The sequence below is a fragment of the Archaeoglobus sp. UBA230 genome (assembly GCA_002507545.1).
Lineage (GTDB): Archaea > Halobacteriota > Archaeoglobi > Archaeoglobales > Archaeoglobaceae > Archaeoglobus.
In genome coordinates this window covers 132,423-147,864 of sequence record DAVR01000026.1, presented here as the reverse complement: position 1 = coordinate 147,864, position 15,442 = coordinate 132,423, and the positions used below count along the sequence as shown (strand labels likewise).

Below are 15,442 nucleotides of genomic sequence, written 5' to 3'. Positions count from 1 at the left end.
ATTTTTTCTTCTATTTCGTTCATGACGATCGTTCTCGATTATACCTAACGTCTTGGCGGGTATGAGAAGTTCGAGCGTAGCAAGGATTTGGGTAGAAGTCGAAGGCTGTAGCATCATATCTGCTGTTAGACAAAGTCAATAGACCCGAACGAGCGATAGCAAGTGAGAGTGTGAGCGAGGGGCAAAATTACTTTTTCAACTTTTTCTTTAATTCGTTAACATTTATATAAAATTCTACATATCCACAATCTAAACAAAGCTTTGCTTCAAAGTCTTTAACAGGCTCTGAAAATAAACCTTGTTTATGTGATTTATATCCAAAAACAAATCCACCAATACTACCTTCATCAATGTTTCCGCTACCGCATTTTGGACATTTTTTGTTTGTCATCTTGTATTCCTCCATAATTTTAACCTTATTAAACATTTTGCCCGTAGCGAGCATTTCGTTTAACGTTCTGAGGATATGTGAAGTTTGCGATAGCAAATTTGGACGAAGGCGAAGGCGTGTTACATATTCGCCTATTAGGTGATGTTCTATAAAAATAAAATTTCCACATCCCTTACTCTCTCGAAATCTCTGTCCATTGTAACAACTTTCAATCCATAATATTGGCTACGCTATACTGATAAGCATCATCAAAATCCAAACTCAGGCTTTTTCTGACGTTTGTAACTTCTCCATGTAGTTCCACTGGCATGAAAGGAGTTTGATGTTGAGCATGATATTTTCGACAAATTTCCTAAAAACTTCTTCCTTGCTATATCTAAAGAGGATTACACCGATGGAGTGCAAAGAAAAATCTGTTATGCTAAGATTTCCAATATTATCGTTTAAAACTTCTTGCAATCTTCTTTTTTATCCTGTTTCAGGAGGATCTCCAGAAATACATTTGTATCTACTAAAAACACTATCTCCACTCCAGAGCTTTATGTTGCAACTCAACAGAAGTAAATTTCTCTTGTATCTCTGATAACCCACCTTCCCAATCAAACTTAAACTTTCTCCCGATTTTTGCACTCTTATATTTCATCTGTTTTCATCTTATTTAAAAAGATGTTGCCTAACGAATTGGCGAGTATGTGAAGTTGCCAAAGGCGATTTGGATTCTGTAAGAACCGCGTATCCACCTGTTAGACGACCTTAATGGGGCAAGGTGCGAAGCACCGCAGAGTGCCCAAGCACGCAACAATATCTTCCTCTATCCACTTAATATACTGAAGGCCTATTGTATTCAATGTCAACGATCTCAACTTTATCATAGCAAAAATCTCCGGTTTTTAATTTCCAGATAATATCTACCTTGTTTGGAATAATAACGCCGTTAAACTCCCTGTATTCTACGATTTGCCCTTCCCAATCCTCAAGTGCAAATCTACCGTTCGCTTCTCTATATCGCTTTGCTGTTATCTTTGTTATCTCTCCTTTTTCATTAAAATGAAAAATAGCAGAGGCAGTGATTCCTTTATAACTAATCGTTGCTTTTGCTGAACCGTTATCAATGCCTTCCCACCTAATATAGTCATTCAAAAACGCTGAAGGAAACCATATGCATTCAGCAAGAAATCTCAAGATTTCTCCATGATCGACTTCATGTCCCTTTGCATCAACAACCTTGATAAGTCCAAGCAGTTTCACCACTAAATTTCCTTTACCAGCGATAAATTCGTCTTTTGCGAATATTGACACTAATGGAGCGATTCTTACTTTTGCTACCCAGACAAACCCAACAGAATCGACATTGAAGTATTGTTCTGCTTTTATTGGCATCCACTTTTGATTCTCTTTCATCCGAAAATATCCTCCCTGTTTCAACCTCACGGTTTTGATCTTTTCCTTGCCTATAATTTGCGTATGTTTCAAATACCTTTGAACAGGTTCGGGCAATCCTTCTATATCCTTATCAGTAACGACTTCTAGTTCCATCTCTTTGCCCCCTATAAAGAGTGCCTCCGCCCCTTCTTTCGCCTTTTTGGTAAATGCAAAGCTGCCTATAACACAACCTGATACTATTAGAGCAACAATTAAGCCTATAATAATCAGAGCAATTTTTAACATTCTATCTCCTTTTTACTGATTTAGTAACTGTCTATATAAATGTTTTCAGGGTGGGCTTGGGCATTTCATTTAACGTCCGGCGGATATCGGAAGTTGCCGAAGGCAATTTGTTTTTATTATTCCAACAAAAATTATATTGTTTAAGCTCTTCTTCCATTTAACATCATTAATTTTAAACATCATGCTGTTCTACCTCCATTGCCGCTTCGCCCTATCTCGGTATATACGAACTTCGTATTTTGTTCCAATTTGGAAGGATATACGAGCTTATTCATCCTCCCCACCATTCATCAAATCCAATGGACTCTTAATCTTCCTTAAATCTTTCATGACAACATGAGTATAAATCTCTGTCGTTTTAGAGCTTTTATGTCCAGCAACTCCTGAATGTATCTCAGATAAACTCCGCTTTCGAGCAGGAGTGGCAAATGCTTTAGGGATGAACGTAACATCTTTTACTTATTCCAGCTTTACCCCAATCTTTTCTCTACTTCCGGAAACAGCCACCTTTCTGCCCTGCACTTCTCATAACAATCTTCATTCGATTAGAGAAAGAAAGTGAGGTTGTCTGTGTAGTTAGTTTTCTCTCAAAAAATATTTATTCGTCAAGGTCGAGAAACTTTATGATTTTGCATGACGAAGATTTGATTAAAGAATATACGGAAAAGGGTTTTTGGGGCAAAAGCACCTTGCTTGACAGGTTTTTTGAAAACGTGAAGGATTTTCCTGAGAGAGAAGCTCTCGTTGACCCCCCAAACAGAAAGGAGCTTGTTGGCAGCGATGCCGAAAGGCTGAATTACGGGGAACTTGGCAGGATTGTAGATTCAGTTGCTGCAGAGCTTCAGGATGTAGGAGTAGAGAAGGATAGCGTCGTTTTGGTGCAGCTTCCGAACGTTTGGGAGCTTGCGATGCTATATCTGGCCATAGCGAGGGCAGGAGGAGTGATATCTCCAATGCCTATGCAATGGAGAGCAAAGGAGTTGAAGTACGTTGCAAAACTAACAAAGGCTGAGCAATACATAACTGTTGAGGAATTCAAAGGTTATAAACATGCAGAAGCCGGGAAAGAAGTTGTTGAGAGAGTCATAACACTTGATGAAGTTAGAGAAATGGCAAACAGGAATAGAAAGCCTGATGAAGTTGAAGTAGATGCTAACGACGTTTTTACGATCTGCTGGACTTCTGGTACTGAGGCTGACCCGAAGGGCTGTCCAATGACCCACAACAACTGGTATTACATATCAGGCTTCAGAAGTGCAATGAATGTCCCGCCGAATCCACGAATTCTCTGTGTTGCCCCGCTTGTTAACATGACAGGTGTTGGAGTGAACTATATTCCGTGGATATTTGAAGCTGGTACTTTGGTTCTCCACCACCCCTTCGATCCCGTCATCTGCCTTAGACAACTCGTTGAGGAAAGGATAGACTTCACCATTCTTGTTCCAGCGGTTCTGAACATGGCTCTCAAATTTCCGGGAATCGAGAAGTTCGATCTAAGTGTTGTTAAAACAATTACAACGGGAAGTGCTCCTCCATCAAAGTGGGCGATAGATGAGTTTAAGAGAAGGTGGGGGATTGACATCGTGAACATCTGGGGGCAGAACGAGGGGACTGCATTAATAGCTGGCCCACTCGACGTCCCCGATACAGCGAAGAGGGTTGATCACTTTCCGAACTGGGGCAAGGATTGCGGATGGAAGAGCGGAGTCAGAGGTGTTGAAACCAAGATTGTAGATGGAGAAGGCAAAGAGCTTACAAAACCGGGAGAGATCGGAGAACTGCTTTACAGAAGTCCCGGAGTAATACCTTGCTACTTCAACAGACCAGATTTGACAGAAAGAGCTTTTGTGGAGTATGATGGAAAGAGATTCTTTAGAACCGGAGACCTTTTCGTGATCAAGGATGAGTGTCATATTGGCTTCTATGACAGGAAGAAGGACATAATAATCAGAGGAGGGTTCAACATCAGTGCTGCAGAGATTGAGAATGCCCTACTTGAGCATCCAAAGGTTCTGGAGGTTGCTGCCATTGGAATGCCTGATGAAGTTCTTGGTGAGAGAGTTTGCATCTTCGTTGTCCCGAGAGATGAAGAACCGACGCTTGAAGAGTTGCGGGAATATTTGAAGGAGAAGGGATTTGCCGTTTACAAACTGCCAGAGAAACTCATAATCACAGAGGCGATCCCGAGAAATCCCGTAGGAAAGATTCTGAAGTCGAGACTCAAAGAAATTGTTACCAAAAAATAGTTTCAGGAAGAATCAACGATGTAAACAAAATTTTTTGTAAGTTCCACAGCCTTAGCTATCGGCTCGGGTTTGAGGTTCTCCGGAATATCATCCACTGTGTGCCAGTAGTAAGGAGCATCCTCCTTTGCGGAAAAACCAAAAACACAAACGGCATGCAAACCCTTTCTCGAGAAATTTGCAGCATCACTCCCAGCGAAGGGCAAGACTCCAACTTTCACCTCAAAGTCAATATTTTCTGCAGCCCTTTTCGCATACTCAACAGCAGTTGGGGAATGTTTGGCGAAGAACATTTTCTCCTCGGTCCCTATCAGGAAGTAATCAGCCGAAGGACATTCGAGGTTGAACAGGATAGCATTCCTCCTCTTCAGTTCATCGTAATGCTTTTGAACGAATCTCTTTGAGCCTCTCATATGCTCCTCTCCAGCGAAGGCAACAACCCACACCTCTGTATTTTCCGGTCTGTTCTGACTGATAAATCTCCCTGCTTCCATGACTGCTGCAACTCCAGCGAGATCATCGTTTGCACCAAGCACTCCCCTGCTTGACCTCAGGTTGAAGGCTATGAAGAGCAGAAGCAGGCTGCCTATCAGCATTAGTGGCATCTGGGCAAAACTCACAAGCGGGATATAGGTGATACCCTCAACGATGGACAGAAACATTGTTAGAAGTGTGATAATAATTGCTGGACCAATAATGTAAACGGACTTTTTCTTCAATCTACCGAGCAGTGGAAACTCATAGGGCGAGTCGTAGTGGGCGGAGATAATGACAAGCTTTTTTGCTTCTCCTTTCGGCTTTATCTTTCCAACAATGTGGAACTCTTCAACTTCGGGAAAGAAGAAGTCTATTATCTCGTAGTGCAGGCACTGCTGGAAAAGGAAAATCAGAAAGGCAATTAGCATCAGAAACGCAGCAATTAGCGGGTAGCCCAGCAGATTGACCACCACTCCTCCAATGTAAAGCCCGGCTGTGAACCATATATAGTCAAGAAAACCACCCGGTCTCGATCTGAAGTATTCCTTATTAACTTCATCACAGAACTCTGACATCTCTTTATATAGAATTTCACCCGCTTTTTTCTCTCCCTCACTTCCTGCAAGTCTTGGTCCACACTCTCTGCAAATTCTGGTGACAAATTCAACCAGTTCTTCTCCACTCATCGGAAAAATCTACTTCATTATTAATATATATTTTTCGAAATTTGCTTGGAGTTATCTTTATTTTTTATCACCCACACTGATTCTATGACCCCTGAAGAAATTCTGAAAAAAGCAATCGAACTTGAAAGGGAAGCAATAGAAGAGTATACTAAACTGAAAAAAGACGCCGATATGCAAACGGCTGAGCTACTGGACTTTCTGATAGCTCAGGAAAGGGAACATGTTAAGTTGCTTAATGATAGGCTTAAGGCTATCAGGCTTTTGAGAAGAGAATAGGGAGATACGCCATTAAAACGAGGATCGCCAGAAGTAGAGCAGATAGTAGTGTGAACTTTACTGTAACTCTCCTGTCCTTTATATATTCGCCGAGAGCATCAGTCAGAATAACGACAACTGTTGTAAAAGCAACAAGCAGTGAGAAAGAAATGGTTGTTGGCACCTTCTTTACGGGGAGAAAAGTCTCCCATATTTTCAGCGTGTAGTAGTATACCGCAACGAACTCGATAATTGCAGCAGCAGCCTGTAATGCCGAAGTTCTTTTCTGAAGCTCAAGGTTCTCTTTCCCCCTCAGCATTTCAAGGCGGAGATGCACGACATCAAGAGCATCTCTAACCCCCGATAGAGTTTGTTCGAAGCTGGACTCATAGTATTTCATCCTTTCCAGCTCCAGTTTCATCTCACGAATCTTCTCTTCCAGCATCCCTCCGAGAAAATTTGAAATCTTCTCTGCTCCAGAGATCGCAGAGAAAATTTCCTCTACAGCATCCTTGAAGTGCATGTAGCTCGAAAAGAATTCTGCTCGCATACTTGAAACTTCAAATGATAGCTCTTCAAGCCTCTCAGGACTCAGTGTTTTTGTCTCTTCGGATAGCTTCGTGACCTCGTGCACGATTTTCGTCTCTCTGTCCGCAAGATAGCTTACCCTCATGTTACACTCCTTTATCAGAATTTTAGCCTTCGCGATCTCTGACAGGAGGGCAGGGAGATAGTCATGGAGGAAATCTTCCGTGAACTCGACGTCTATCAACAGCTTTCCGTCGTATCTGTACTTTCCAAATCTGAAGGGTTTGTAGCTGCCATCGTCTTCTGATATTTCCACCACAACCCTCTCCAAAGGTTCTGTTGTAAGTGAGGGTTCACGGTCGGTAAAAAGAAAAACAAAATCGCCGTATTTACCGACAACACCACCCTCGAACTGGGCGAGGATTTCGACATACCGGTGTCTTTTAAAGGCTGGTTTAGCCCCCTTTAACTCCGACAAAACATCTTCGAGTTCTCTGCCGGCAAAGAGAAGGTACTCCACGTTTTTATTGGTCGAACAAAGTATAAAAATTTTGCATCATTCTCTCGGCAAACCGAGAAGAGACTTGACCATATTTTCCCTCGCCCACTCCTTCTCACTGACGAATTCCATCAGTATGGCTTTCTGGGACGGATTCGGGAAAACTGCGTTGATTATCTCCTCAATACTTTTACCAGCAGCGTATAACTCCTCAGCTTTAGCTTTCAGACCTTTAAGGTAGTTCAGATATTCCACAACCTCGTCCCTCGAAGCCACTCCCACTCCCGTGTAAGCATGACTGAAGTCGTAACTCAAAACCTTCTCTATAGACTCTATGGTCTTCAACAAGTCCTCCTCTCTCATGCACACTATCTGGGCTGTGTTTATTACTAGATCACCGCAGAAGAGCTTGTCATCAACGAGATAACTGACATGATCAAAGCTGTGACCGGGAGTTTTTATCATCTTCACATCCACATCGTCAAAAACCATCCTCTCTTCAGCCACCTCCACACCAACAATGCTTTCCGGCTGCCCCCATCCAATCTTTCTGTATTCTGGAACATCGGGAGGATTTTTGAGAATCTCAAGAGATTCGGCAGGGACAAGTACTCTTGTTATTTCTTTGAAGAGGTTTACGGCACCGATATGGTCCTCATGGTAGTGGGTTATCAGAACAGCCCTAATTTTCTTCCCCCTGAAGTGCTCAAAAACCTCGTGAGCAGTATTTACACATCCAGTATCGAAGAGCAGAGTCTTGTAATAGTAAAGGTAAACCCAGTGCAGCACTCTCCCCTGAACCTCTGTCCCAACCTTTACAGCCTCGACATCACCGTGCATCTCAGATACGAGCATACTATGTTCTGGGATGTCGTCTAATTTAAACTTTCTAAATTATATGTATTCAATAGTTTAAAATATTGGGATTAAAAGATTACGATTTAAAATGATGATACTATCTTTTACTAAACGAGATAGTGCTAATAAATCACCGCCGACACTCCGATCATGGTCGCAATAGTTGTCCTTGAAACCTGCACTGGATGTGGGAAATGTGTAGATGTATGCCCTTTCGCAGTTTTCGAAATATCGGATTCCTACGCCGTCCCTGAAAGAAGTGATGACTGCATTGAGTGCTGTGCATGTGTTGAGGCATGTCCCGAAAACGCCATAATCATAAACGCATGCTGCTGATTTTTTATAAGCTTCAATTTTTAACTTGCATAAATATCGGAAAAGACTTTAATATTTCAAAAGCATAAGTCGGACTATGGAAGAGGTAAAAATAAATCTTAAAAAGGATGTCAGCCTTGAGGAGGCTGAAAAATACGCCAAAGCTATTGCTTCAAAACGAGGGGAATACATTCTTCTCTCAATGTGTGATTTGAGAACTGGATACAGAGCACCTGAAGTCTACTGCTGTGGTGAAAAGCCTTGGGAGGTCTATGCATGCAGTAGAGGGGCAAATTTGAGAGTGAAGGTAAACAATTTCGAGTTCTTTTTCAGGGTTGAGAATTAGTTTAGCTGATTCGGTATTCGAAGTTCTTGCATGTCGCTTTTGCTTGTCGCATCGCTCGCTTCTCTTAACTGTCAGTTGTACTCAGGAAAGTGGGAAAAACAGGGGAAGAGCTATTTAAAGCCAAATGCTTTGAGTGTCATAAAGATGACAGCAGATTCACACATTACAAAATTCAGAAGATGGTAGATAGGGGAAGAGTTCAGCCTGATGAGGAAGAAATAAATAAAATTGCAGAGAATAACAAGGGGAGGTGACAGGAATGGTCGAAAGGGAGAGGGATAGAGAACAGCACGAAAGACTGTTCAAAGCCGCCTCGAATCCCGTAAGAAAAAAGATGGCAGAGGGGATAGGAAGTGGCGGGATAACGAGGGATGAGCTGAGGAGAAAAATAAGAGACATAACAGACTTCGAGTTTAAGTTCAACCTTGATTTTCTCATTGCAGAAGGTTTTGTCGTGGAGAAGGATGGAAAGCTTTATCTTACAGAGGATGGTGTAGATTTAGCCTATAGCGGGTGATATCGTGGCAAGGTATGAGTGTCAGGTTTGTGGATACGTTTTCGACGAGAATGAGGGAGATCCAGATAACGATATCCCAGCAGGAACCAGATGGGAGGATTTGCCTGAAGACTGGGTTTGCCCTGTTTGTGGAGCGAGTAAAGATCAGTTTGAGAAAATTGATTAAATCTTAATTTTTTGACTTCATTGTCGGAGGGATTTTTAGGGTTCCAAATAATACTTTACATGCCTGTCGGGAAGACTATCAGCTGGCTCCTTCTCTTTGCTCAGATAAAGTCCGCAGTAGCACCTTCCGTATTCCTTAATATCCTCTTCAGCATAAACGCAGGGGCAGATTATCAGCTTATCTATCTCCCTTTTTCCCGTAACAAGTCTGCACGGACAAGTAGCCATTCCATAATTCTTTTTATTCTCTATCAGACCCTTAGCAAACTCTTTAACCAGTTTGGTGTCGGGATTCACTCTCCACCCTCTCTTTTCGGCAACCCTCTCGAAAATGCGTAGGTAATCCTCTACTTCCATCCTGCCACCAATTAGTTGCTCAAAAGCTCTCTAAGCCTTTCCTCATTGTAGCCCAGAACATACTTGTTCCCTTTGACAACAACGGGCACTGAATAACTTCCGGATATTCTGTGAACTTCCTCTACGACCTTCTTTCTCTCCTCTCCTTTCAGCTTATCAACCCATATTACCTCAAAATCTGCTCCCGATTTCTTAAGAAACTCCAAGGTTCTCTTACAGTGAGGACAAGTTGTTAGCCCATACATCAAAATCTCTGCCATAATACTAATTCTTCCCACAACTTTAAAGGTTTCCATTCGAAAGTTTAATTTACGTTTTGAGATAACAAAACTCATGAACAAAAAAGAAACCTTAGTAATTGTTCTTGTCGCCCTTTCTATTACTCTTTGCGTCCAGCATTATGAAAAAAACATCTATCCTCACAAAGAGGAGCTTTTCACAACTTCAACCACCTGCTCTAAATGTCATGATCGCCTGATTGATGTCAGTGGAAGGGATGTGTCCATCTACTCAGACTGGCAGCAGAGTATTCACTCCAACGCCGCTGTTGACCCCTATTTCCTTGCGAAGCTCAGCAGTGAAACTGCTGAATTTCCAGAACTTAAAGACGAGATAGAGGCAGAATGTGCCCGATGCCACATGCCCCTCGCCTCAGCTCAGGCTGCATCGGAGGGTTTTAAACTAACGGTGAGTGAGGGACTGCGTGAAGACTACGAGTTCCATGATTTTGCCATCGAGGGTGTCTCCTGCACAATCTGCCATCAGATAGAAAATCGGGATTTAGGGAAAGAGAGCAGCTTCAGCGGACATTATGTCATAGATTTCACAACTAAAAAACCTCAAAGAAAAATTTATGGACCATTTGACCCGAGTTGGCCAGAGCTGATGGCTGGAGCTTCAGGTTACCGTCCCGTAAAGGGGGAAGTGGTTGAGAGAGCAGAACTCTGTGCAATCTGCCACACACTCTACACACCCACAATTGAGAACGGGAAGGTCATTGGAACTTTTCCAGAGCAAACACCATTCCTTGAGTGGTTAAATAGCATTTACAGCCAGAATATAACCTGCCAGATGTGTCACATGAAGGCAGGAAAAGCGAAAGTAACCACAATGCCAAAAAATGCACCTTTAAGGGACATGAAGGCACATTACTTTGTCGGAGCTAACGTTCAGATACTAAAAATACAGGGGGATGAGGTTGGAGCCAAGAGATCAGAGACTCAGCTAAAATCTGCCGCAAGAATTAAAATAGAATCAGTAGAGTTAGAAAAGGGTAAAATCGTTATTAAGGTTACTGTTGAGAATTTTGCTGGCCACAAGTTCCCCACCGGATTTCCATCAAGAAGAGCATTCATTCACCTCTTTGTGGAGGATTCAAGCGGCAAAGTGTTCGAGTCCGGAAAGTACTACTCTGACGGAAGGATTGAGGGAGAGGATGAGCCTTTCGAACCCCATCACGATGTTGTAGGGAGTGAGGGAGATGTTCAGATTTACGAATCAATAATGGTGAATAAAGATGGTAGAGTGACGAGGACATTACTCGAAGCATTCGGCTACGTGAAGGACAACAGAATTCTGCCTGAAGGCTTTGAAAAATCCAGAGCGCATCCCGATACTTTGGTAAGAGGTCTTGCTGCAACAGACACCAACTTTGTTGGTGGTCGAGACGAGGTAACCTATATTGTCAAGGGAAATTTCTCAAAACCAATAAGGGTTGTTGCGGAACTGATGTATCAGCCAGTATCATACCCTTTCCTGAGATCACTTCATCCGACAGAGCAGACGAAGAGTTTTGAAGCCGTGATTGGTAAAGTTGAAAAAACGACATTAGTGTCTTCAGATGTGAGGATACTTGATTAATTTTGATTTTGTGTAATAAACCCAAAACACCAAAAGGATTATAAATTTTAAAATTTCACCATATACTTGATAAGTAGGTGGTATTATGTTTGAACTGAAAAAGGGAGCTTTTGTTGTGGATGAATTGAGAAATGTCAGCATCCATATCGGAAAAATTGTCGAGGAGGAAGAAGAGGAATGGGAAGAGGCTGGGCCTACACCAAAGCCCGGTATTATAGAGCTTAGGAAGTGGGACCACAAGCTACTTGAGCGCTATGAGCCATTCTACGCCCCGATGCAGGATTTCTGCAATCTCTGCACAATGGGTCCCTGCGATTTATCAATGAACAAAAAAGGTGCATGTGGTATTGATCTGAAAACTGCCAAGGCAAGGCTTGTAACCATTGCCTGCTGCATAGGAGCATCAGCCCATACAGCTCATGCCAGACATCTTGTGGATCATCTGATTGAAGAATACGGTGAGGATTTACCGATAGACCTTGGAGGAAACGTGAACGTAGAGGCACCCGTGATGAGGACTGTTGTGGGAATAAAACCCAAGACCTTAGGTGATTTAAGGGAAGCCCTCAGCTGGGCTGAGAAAGAGATAGTAAAAGTTCTGCACTCCGTCCACATAGGAAATGAGGAAAGTTACTTCGATTACGAAAGCAAGGCTCTGCATGTTTCAATGGCTGACCATGTTGGGATGGAGGTTGCGGATATAGCGCAGATAGTAGCCTATAACTTTCCCAAAGCGGAGCCCAACACACCGCTGGTTGACACGGGGTTCGGGATAGTTGATGTATCCAAGCCAACGATTGTAGTCGTAGGGCACAATGTAATGTATGCGAGACCGGTTACCGACTATCTGGACGAACAAGGGAGACTGGATGACTTTGAGATTGCAGGGCTTTGCTGCACAGCACACGATATGACAAGATACAGCGCGAAAGCAAAAATATTCGGACCGATATATTACCAGTTGAGGGTAATAAGAGCCGGACTCGCGGATGTTGTAATCAGTGACGAGCAGTGCATAAGGGCAGACCTTCTCGATGCCTGCAAGAAGGCTGGAGTCCCACTTATCGCAACGAGCGATGCTGCTGTGAGAGGCCTGCCTGACGTTAGCGAGTGGCCAGTGGAAAAGATAGTTGATGCTCTTGTGAGTGGAAAGCTACCAGGCGTATTCCTGCCGGTTCCAGAGAAAGTGGGGCAGGTTGCACCGCTTGTTGCTGAAGCTGTGTTCAGGAAGCATGGTGGAGAGAGGAAATACAAGTTCTTCGAGAATGACGAGCAGTTGATGGAAGAGGTAAATAAATGTACGCAGTGTATGAACTGCGTTTTTGCTTGCCCGCACAGCCTGAGAGTTGATCAGGGAATGGTTCATGCTCAAAAGACGGGTGATCTGAGCAAGCTCGCAAAGCTTGAGGAGATTTGCATTGCATGTGGAAAATGCGAACAGGCCTGTCCTAAGAATATCAAGATCATAAATGTCATCATGAGAGCCAACTACGACAATCTCTACAACAAAACAGGAAAGACGAGAGTCGGAAGGGGGCCAATACAGGACACTGAAATCAGAAAGGTTGGTCAGCCGATCGTCTTCGGGCAGATTCCGGGAGTTATAGCTGCAGTTGGGTGTATCAACTATCCAGACGAGATGAAGTCAATCGTGGAAATACTCGAGGAGTTTCTGAAAAGACGCTATATTGTGGTAACTTCCGGCTGCCACGCGATGGACATTGGAATGATAAAGGACGAAGAGGGTAAGACCCTTTATGAGAAATACCCAGGAGATTTCGATGCCGGTGGGCTTGTAAATGTCGGGAGCTGTGTGAGTAACGCCCACATCTCTGGAGCTACAATTAAAATCGCCAACATCTTCGCAATGAGGCCACTTAGAGGTAACTATGCTGAAATAGCCGACTATGTTCTGAACAGGGTTGGAGCAGTTGGATTCAGTTGGGGACCCTACAGCCATAAAGCTGCATCCATCGCAACGGGTTTTAACAGATTGGGTGTGCCCGTGGTTGTTGGGCCTCATGGAACAAAGTACAGAAGAGCATACATCGGAAAACCATGGAAGAAGGACAAGTGGTGGGTTTACGACATAAAGACGAAACAGAAGATCAACATCGAGCCTGCCCCAGACTCTCTGCTTGTGGCAGTTGAGACGAAGGAGGAAGCGATCGTTCAGCTTGCAAGGCTGTGTATCAGACCAAATGACACGTCAGCAGGCAGGCAGATCAAGCTGACGCACTACATCGAGCTACATCAGAAGTATTATGGTGATCTGCCAGACGACTGGCCAGTTTATGTCAGGAGCGAGGCAGACCTGCCGCTTAAGCAGAGGGAGGAGCTGTTGAGGATTCTCGAAGAGCAGCACGGCTGGAAGATTGACTGGGACAAGAAGAAGATTGTAGATGGGCCCATAAGGCCATACGATGCTGGTTTCAACCCGACGCTGGTTGAAGAAGTGTATGCTAAGTACACAAAGGGGTGACTGAAAATGGCGGTAACTAAGGAGGAAAAGTTTCCGGTCGCAAAGCGGTTTGATATTGCAGATGTGCAGGTTAGCAGAGATGCAACTGCGGTGAAGCCAAAGATTGTTGCCAACGTTATAAAGAAGGCGAAGAGACCACTGCTCATCACTGGAGGACAGTTGTTGAAGGATGAAAAGCTTGTGGAGTTTGCTGTAAAATTTGCAGAGAAGGGAATTCCAATAGCGGCAACAGCAGGCTCAAGCAAACCTCTGATCGAGAAAGGGGTAAAACCAGTCTCTAAAACCTACACTCTCCATCAGATAACCCAGTTTCTGCAGGATGAGGAGTTCAAAGGATTTGATGGCAGCGGGAACTACGATACAGTAGTTTTCCTTGGATTCCTGCCCTACTACCTGTCGAGAATGCTTTCTTCGCTGAAGCACTTCTCAAAGATTACTACAATTGCCATTGATGAGTTCTATCAGCCACACGCCAAGTTCAGTTTCACGAATCTAACGAAGGACAGGGAGTTGTATTATTCAATGCTTCAAGAGGTTCTCGATAACCTTTAATTTATTTTTTAATGTGGTGAAGTCATGACGGTGATGGATGAAAGAGCAAAAGCCATGCTTATGCTCGGTTTACTGAATGATGCCTTTGCCGACACCAGAAACATGGTTTATTATCTTCAAGACTTCTTGATGTCCCATCCCGAGATGATTGAGGATATTAAAAAGTTTGGACTGATGGATGTGCTGGAAGAGGCGAGAAACCTTGAGAGGAAGATTATGGATAGTATGGATAAATTAAAGAGAGTGCTTTATGAACAAGGTTAAGGTTAGGTTTTTATACTTCGAGGGATGTCCTCATGCCGAACCTGCCTTAAAACTCCTCAGAGAAACTCTGAAGGAGCTGAACGTGCAGGGAGAGATAGAGATTACCGAGGTAAAAACGCTGGAGGATGCAGAGAGATACAATTTTCTCGGATCTCCTACAATCCAGATAAACGGTCTGGATATAGAAAAAAGGAGGAGAGGGGAGAGAGCAGTGATGGGCTGCAGGATTTACGAGAATGGTTCTGGCGTTCCGCCAAAGGAGATGATTATTGAGGCTGTTAGGGAGTTATTAGGAAAGGATTAGATAATACGTTTCTACCTTTTTCAGCGTTTTTGATTGTGATGTACCAACTAAGCACGTATTTTTAACGCCCTCTATAAAGCGAGGTAGCCATCCTTCTCCACATCGCAATTGTTGCTATTCAATCCCTCCCTATTCTGAAGACAGAGTTGAGGATTGCGTAGGTAGCGAAATAATCCTCGCCAATCGGTTCGCAGATCACGACCTTTTTCCCCTCAAACTCTCCCTCCTTTATACCCTCTCCCTTCGAAAATCCGAAAATTTCGGGCAGGTCTTCAGTCACATGCAGCCCGTAGGAGATGAAGAGCGGGACGACATAAACGACATCGCAGTTCATCTCCTTTACCACCTCATCTGGCATCGGCCTTCTATTCTTCGCAGCGAAGGCAATCCTGACTTCATCAAAAGCCCCACTATCCTCAATCCTCTTCCTGTGCAGCTCCATAACCTGCCTGTAATAGTTGAGCTGGCTACCATGGCCGACGATAAGCAAACCTCTCCTCATTCCGTCACCTCCCTTTCAATGATGATGCTATTTCACCACCAACCTCCTCCTTGGCGAACTTTTCAGAATCTGTCATCTTCAACCCAATGGCCCTTTCTGCCCCCGATTACGACATCCACCCCTTTAACGATTTTTTAACCTTCTCGGCGATCTGCCCCTCACGTATCCCAGAC

General features: G+C 43.6%; 20 protein-coding genes. 12 read left to right on the top strand and 8 right to left on the bottom strand.

Going from position 1 to position 15,442, the window contains the following annotated elements:
- Window positions 1–187: 187 nt before the first annotated feature.
- Window positions 188–406 (bottom strand): zinc ribbon domain-containing protein, encoded by a 219-nt coding sequence (locus BP688_RS07825; protein WP_290596182.1) that lies wholly within the window; start codon window positions 404–406, stop codon window positions 188–190.
- Between the two features lie 804 nt (window positions 407–1,210).
- The gene (locus BP688_RS07820; protein WP_290596183.1) at window positions 1,211–2,059 is read right to left on the bottom strand and encodes a DUF6544 family protein; all 849 of its coding nucleotides are present in this window, start codon (window positions 2,057–2,059) and stop codon (window positions 1,211–1,213) included.
- A gap of 623 nt (window positions 2,060–2,682) precedes the next feature.
- On the opposite strand from BP688_RS07820, the gene BP688_RS07815 reads away from it, so the two are divergent.
- A complete protein-coding gene (locus tag BP688_RS07815) occupies window positions 2,683–4,305 on the top strand; it encodes a class I adenylate-forming enzyme family protein (protein ID WP_290623673.1) in 1,623 nt (540 codons plus the stop codon).
- Between the two features lie 2 nt (window positions 4,306–4,307).
- On the opposite strand, the gene BP688_RS07810 is transcribed toward BP688_RS07815, so the two are convergent.
- On the bottom strand, window positions 4,308–5,465 hold the full coding sequence (locus tag BP688_RS07810; RefSeq protein WP_290623671.1) for a M28 family metallopeptidase: 1,158 nt from the start codon (window positions 5,463–5,465) through the stop codon (window positions 4,308–4,310).
- 84 nt (window positions 5,466–5,549) lie between these two features.
- On the opposite strand from BP688_RS07810, the gene BP688_RS07805 reads away from it, so the two are divergent.
- Complete coding sequence (locus BP688_RS07805) at window positions 5,550–5,741, top strand: ferritin family protein (RefSeq protein ID WP_290596186.1); 192 nt, start codon at window positions 5,550–5,552, stop codon at window positions 5,739–5,741.
- Here the strand turns inward: BP688_RS07805 and BP688_RS07800 are convergent.
- Both BP688_RS07800 and BP688_RS07795 read right to left on the bottom strand, forming a co-directional pair.
- Window positions 5,719–6,768 carry a hypothetical protein gene (locus BP688_RS07800; protein ID WP_290623670.1) on the bottom strand — a complete coding sequence of 350 codons (1,050 nt, stop codon included), beginning with the start codon at window positions 6,766–6,768 and terminating at the stop codon, window positions 5,719–5,721. The genes BP688_RS07805 and BP688_RS07800 overlap by 23 nt on opposite strands.
- A gap of 36 nt (window positions 6,769–6,804) precedes the next feature.
- Window positions 6,805–7,602, bottom strand: coding sequence for an MBL fold metallo-hydrolase (locus tag BP688_RS07795; RefSeq protein ID WP_290623668.1), 798 nt, complete (start codon window positions 7,600–7,602; stop codon window positions 6,805–6,807).
- 153 nt (window positions 7,603–7,755) lie between these two features.
- Between BP688_RS07795 and BP688_RS07790 the strand changes: the two genes are divergently transcribed.
- The 5 genes from BP688_RS07790 to rd all read left to right on the top strand — a co-directional run bounded on the left by BP688_RS07790 (window position 7,756) and on the right by rd (window position 8,949).
- Window positions 7,756–7,941 (top strand): ATP-binding protein, encoded by a 186-nt coding sequence (locus tag BP688_RS07790; protein WP_290596188.1) that lies wholly within the window; start codon window positions 7,756–7,758, stop codon window positions 7,939–7,941.
- A 76-nt stretch (window positions 7,942–8,017) separates the two neighbouring features.
- Complete coding sequence (locus BP688_RS07785) at window positions 8,018–8,266, top strand: AF1514 family protein (protein ID WP_290596189.1); 249 nt, start codon at window positions 8,018–8,020, stop codon at window positions 8,264–8,266.
- 89 nt (window positions 8,267–8,355) lie between these two features.
- A complete protein-coding gene (locus BP688_RS07780; protein ID WP_290596190.1) occupies window positions 8,356–8,520 on the top strand; it encodes a hypothetical protein in 165 nt (54 codons plus the stop codon).
- Window positions 8,521–8,525: 5 nt separating this feature from the next.
- On the top strand, window positions 8,526–8,783 hold the full coding sequence (locus BP688_RS07775) for a hypothetical protein (protein ID WP_290596191.1): 258 nt from the start codon (window positions 8,526–8,528) through the stop codon (window positions 8,781–8,783).
- A gap of 4 nt (window positions 8,784–8,787) precedes the next feature.
- The gene (rd, locus tag BP688_RS07770) at window positions 8,788–8,949 is read left to right on the top strand and encodes a rubredoxin (protein WP_290596192.1); all 162 of its coding nucleotides are present in this window, start codon (window positions 8,788–8,790) and stop codon (window positions 8,947–8,949) included.
- 35 nt (window positions 8,950–8,984) lie between these two features.
- Here the strand turns inward: rd and BP688_RS07765 are convergent, their stop codons facing one another.
- Both BP688_RS07765 and BP688_RS07760 read right to left on the bottom strand, forming a co-directional pair.
- Window positions 8,985–9,305: a ferredoxin-thioredoxin reductase catalytic domain-containing protein gene (locus tag BP688_RS07765; RefSeq protein WP_290596193.1), complete on the bottom strand. Its 321-nt coding sequence runs from the start codon at window positions 9,303–9,305 to the stop codon at window positions 8,985–8,987.
- A gap of 11 nt (window positions 9,306–9,316) precedes the next feature.
- On the bottom strand, window positions 9,317–9,565 hold the full coding sequence (locus BP688_RS07760; protein ID WP_290596194.1) for a glutaredoxin family protein: 249 nt from the start codon (window positions 9,563–9,565) through the stop codon (window positions 9,317–9,319).
- Window positions 9,566–9,638: 73 nt separating this feature from the next.
- On the opposite strand from BP688_RS07760, the gene BP688_RS07755 reads away from it, so the two are divergent.
- From BP688_RS07755 to BP688_RS07735, 5 genes are all read left to right on the top strand, one after another.
- On the top strand, window positions 9,639–11,165 hold the full coding sequence (locus tag BP688_RS07755; protein WP_290596195.1) for a multiheme c-type cytochrome: 1,527 nt from the start codon (window positions 9,639–9,641) through the stop codon (window positions 11,163–11,165).
- A gap of 85 nt (window positions 11,166–11,250) precedes the next feature.
- Complete coding sequence (gene cdhA / locus BP688_RS07750) at window positions 11,251–13,647, top strand: CO dehydrogenase/acetyl-CoA synthase complex subunit alpha (RefSeq protein ID WP_290596196.1); 2,397 nt, start codon at window positions 11,251–11,253, stop codon at window positions 13,645–13,647.
- Between the two features lie 6 nt (window positions 13,648–13,653).
- Complete coding sequence (gene cdhB, locus BP688_RS07745) at window positions 13,654–14,199, top strand: CO dehydrogenase/acetyl-CoA synthase complex subunit epsilon (protein WP_290596197.1); 546 nt, start codon at window positions 13,654–13,656, stop codon at window positions 14,197–14,199.
- A 24-nt stretch (window positions 14,200–14,223) separates the two neighbouring features.
- Entirely contained in the window at window positions 14,224–14,463 is a 240-nt protein-coding gene (locus BP688_RS07740; RefSeq protein WP_290623666.1) for a hypothetical protein, read from the top strand.
- The gene (locus BP688_RS07735) at window positions 14,450–14,767 is read left to right on the top strand and encodes a DF family (seleno)protein (protein ID WP_290596199.1); all 318 of its coding nucleotides are present in this window, start codon (window positions 14,450–14,452) and stop codon (window positions 14,765–14,767) included. The genes BP688_RS07740 and BP688_RS07735 overlap by 14 nt, the downstream gene beginning before the upstream one ends.
- 118 nt (window positions 14,768–14,885) lie before the next feature.
- Here the strand turns inward: BP688_RS07735 and cbiX are convergent, their stop codons facing one another.
- Window positions 14,886–15,269 carry a sirohydrochlorin cobaltochelatase gene (cbiX, locus tag BP688_RS07730; RefSeq protein WP_290596200.1) on the bottom strand — a complete coding sequence of 128 codons (384 nt, stop codon included), beginning with the start codon at window positions 15,267–15,269 and terminating at the stop codon, window positions 14,886–14,888.
- Between the last annotated feature and the right edge of the window lie 173 nt (window positions 15,270–15,442).

Bases quoted from the DNA above. Each gene is read 5' to 3' on its own strand.
- BP688_RS07825 (WP_290596182.1), bottom strand. From the start codon at position 406: ATGGAGGAATACAAGATGACAAACAAAAAATGTCCAAAATGCGGTAGC.
- BP688_RS07820 (WP_290596183.1), bottom strand. From the start codon at position 2,059: ATGTTAAAAATTGCTCTGATTATTATAGGCTTAATTGTTGCTCTAATA.
- BP688_RS07815 (WP_290623673.1), top strand. From the start codon at position 2,683: ATGATTTTGCATGACGAAGATTTGATTAAAGAATATACGGAAAAGGGT.
- BP688_RS07810 (WP_290623671.1), bottom strand. From the start codon at position 5,465: ATGAGTGGAGAAGAACTGGTTGAATTTGTCACCAGAATTTGCAGAGAG.
- BP688_RS07805 (WP_290596186.1), top strand. From the start codon at position 5,550: ATGACCCCTGAAGAAATTCTGAAAAAAGCAATCGAACTTGAAAGGGAA.
- BP688_RS07795 (WP_290623668.1), bottom strand. From the start codon at position 7,602: ATGCTCGTATCTGAGATGCACGGTGATGTCGAGGCTGTAAAGGTTGGG.
- BP688_RS07790 (WP_290596188.1), top strand. From the start codon at position 7,756: ATGGTCGCAATAGTTGTCCTTGAAACCTGCACTGGATGTGGGAAATGT.
- BP688_RS07785 (WP_290596189.1), top strand. From the start codon at position 8,018: ATGGAAGAGGTAAAAATAAATCTTAAAAAGGATGTCAGCCTTGAGGAG.
- BP688_RS07775 (WP_290596191.1), top strand. From the start codon at position 8,526: ATGGTCGAAAGGGAGAGGGATAGAGAACAGCACGAAAGACTGTTCAAA.
- BP688_RS07765 (WP_290596193.1), bottom strand. From the start codon at position 9,305: ATGGAAGTAGAGGATTACCTACGCATTTTCGAGAGGGTTGCCGAAAAG.
- BP688_RS07760 (WP_290596194.1), bottom strand. From the start codon at position 9,565: ATGGCAGAGATTTTGATGTATGGGCTAACAACTTGTCCTCACTGTAAG.
- BP688_RS07755 (WP_290596195.1), top strand. From the start codon at position 9,639: ATGAACAAAAAAGAAACCTTAGTAATTGTTCTTGTCGCCCTTTCTATT.
- cdhA (WP_290596196.1), top strand. From the start codon at position 11,251: ATGTTTGAACTGAAAAAGGGAGCTTTTGTTGTGGATGAATTGAGAAAT.
- cdhB (WP_290596197.1), top strand. From the start codon at position 13,654: ATGGCGGTAACTAAGGAGGAAAAGTTTCCGGTCGCAAAGCGGTTTGAT.
- BP688_RS07740 (WP_290623666.1), top strand. From the start codon at position 14,224: ATGACGGTGATGGATGAAAGAGCAAAAGCCATGCTTATGCTCGGTTTA.
- BP688_RS07735 (WP_290596199.1), top strand. From the start codon at position 14,450: ATGAACAAGGTTAAGGTTAGGTTTTTATACTTCGAGGGATGTCCTCAT.
- cbiX (WP_290596200.1), bottom strand. From the start codon at position 15,269: ATGAGGAGAGGTTTGCTTATCGTCGGCCATGGTAGCCAGCTCAACTAT.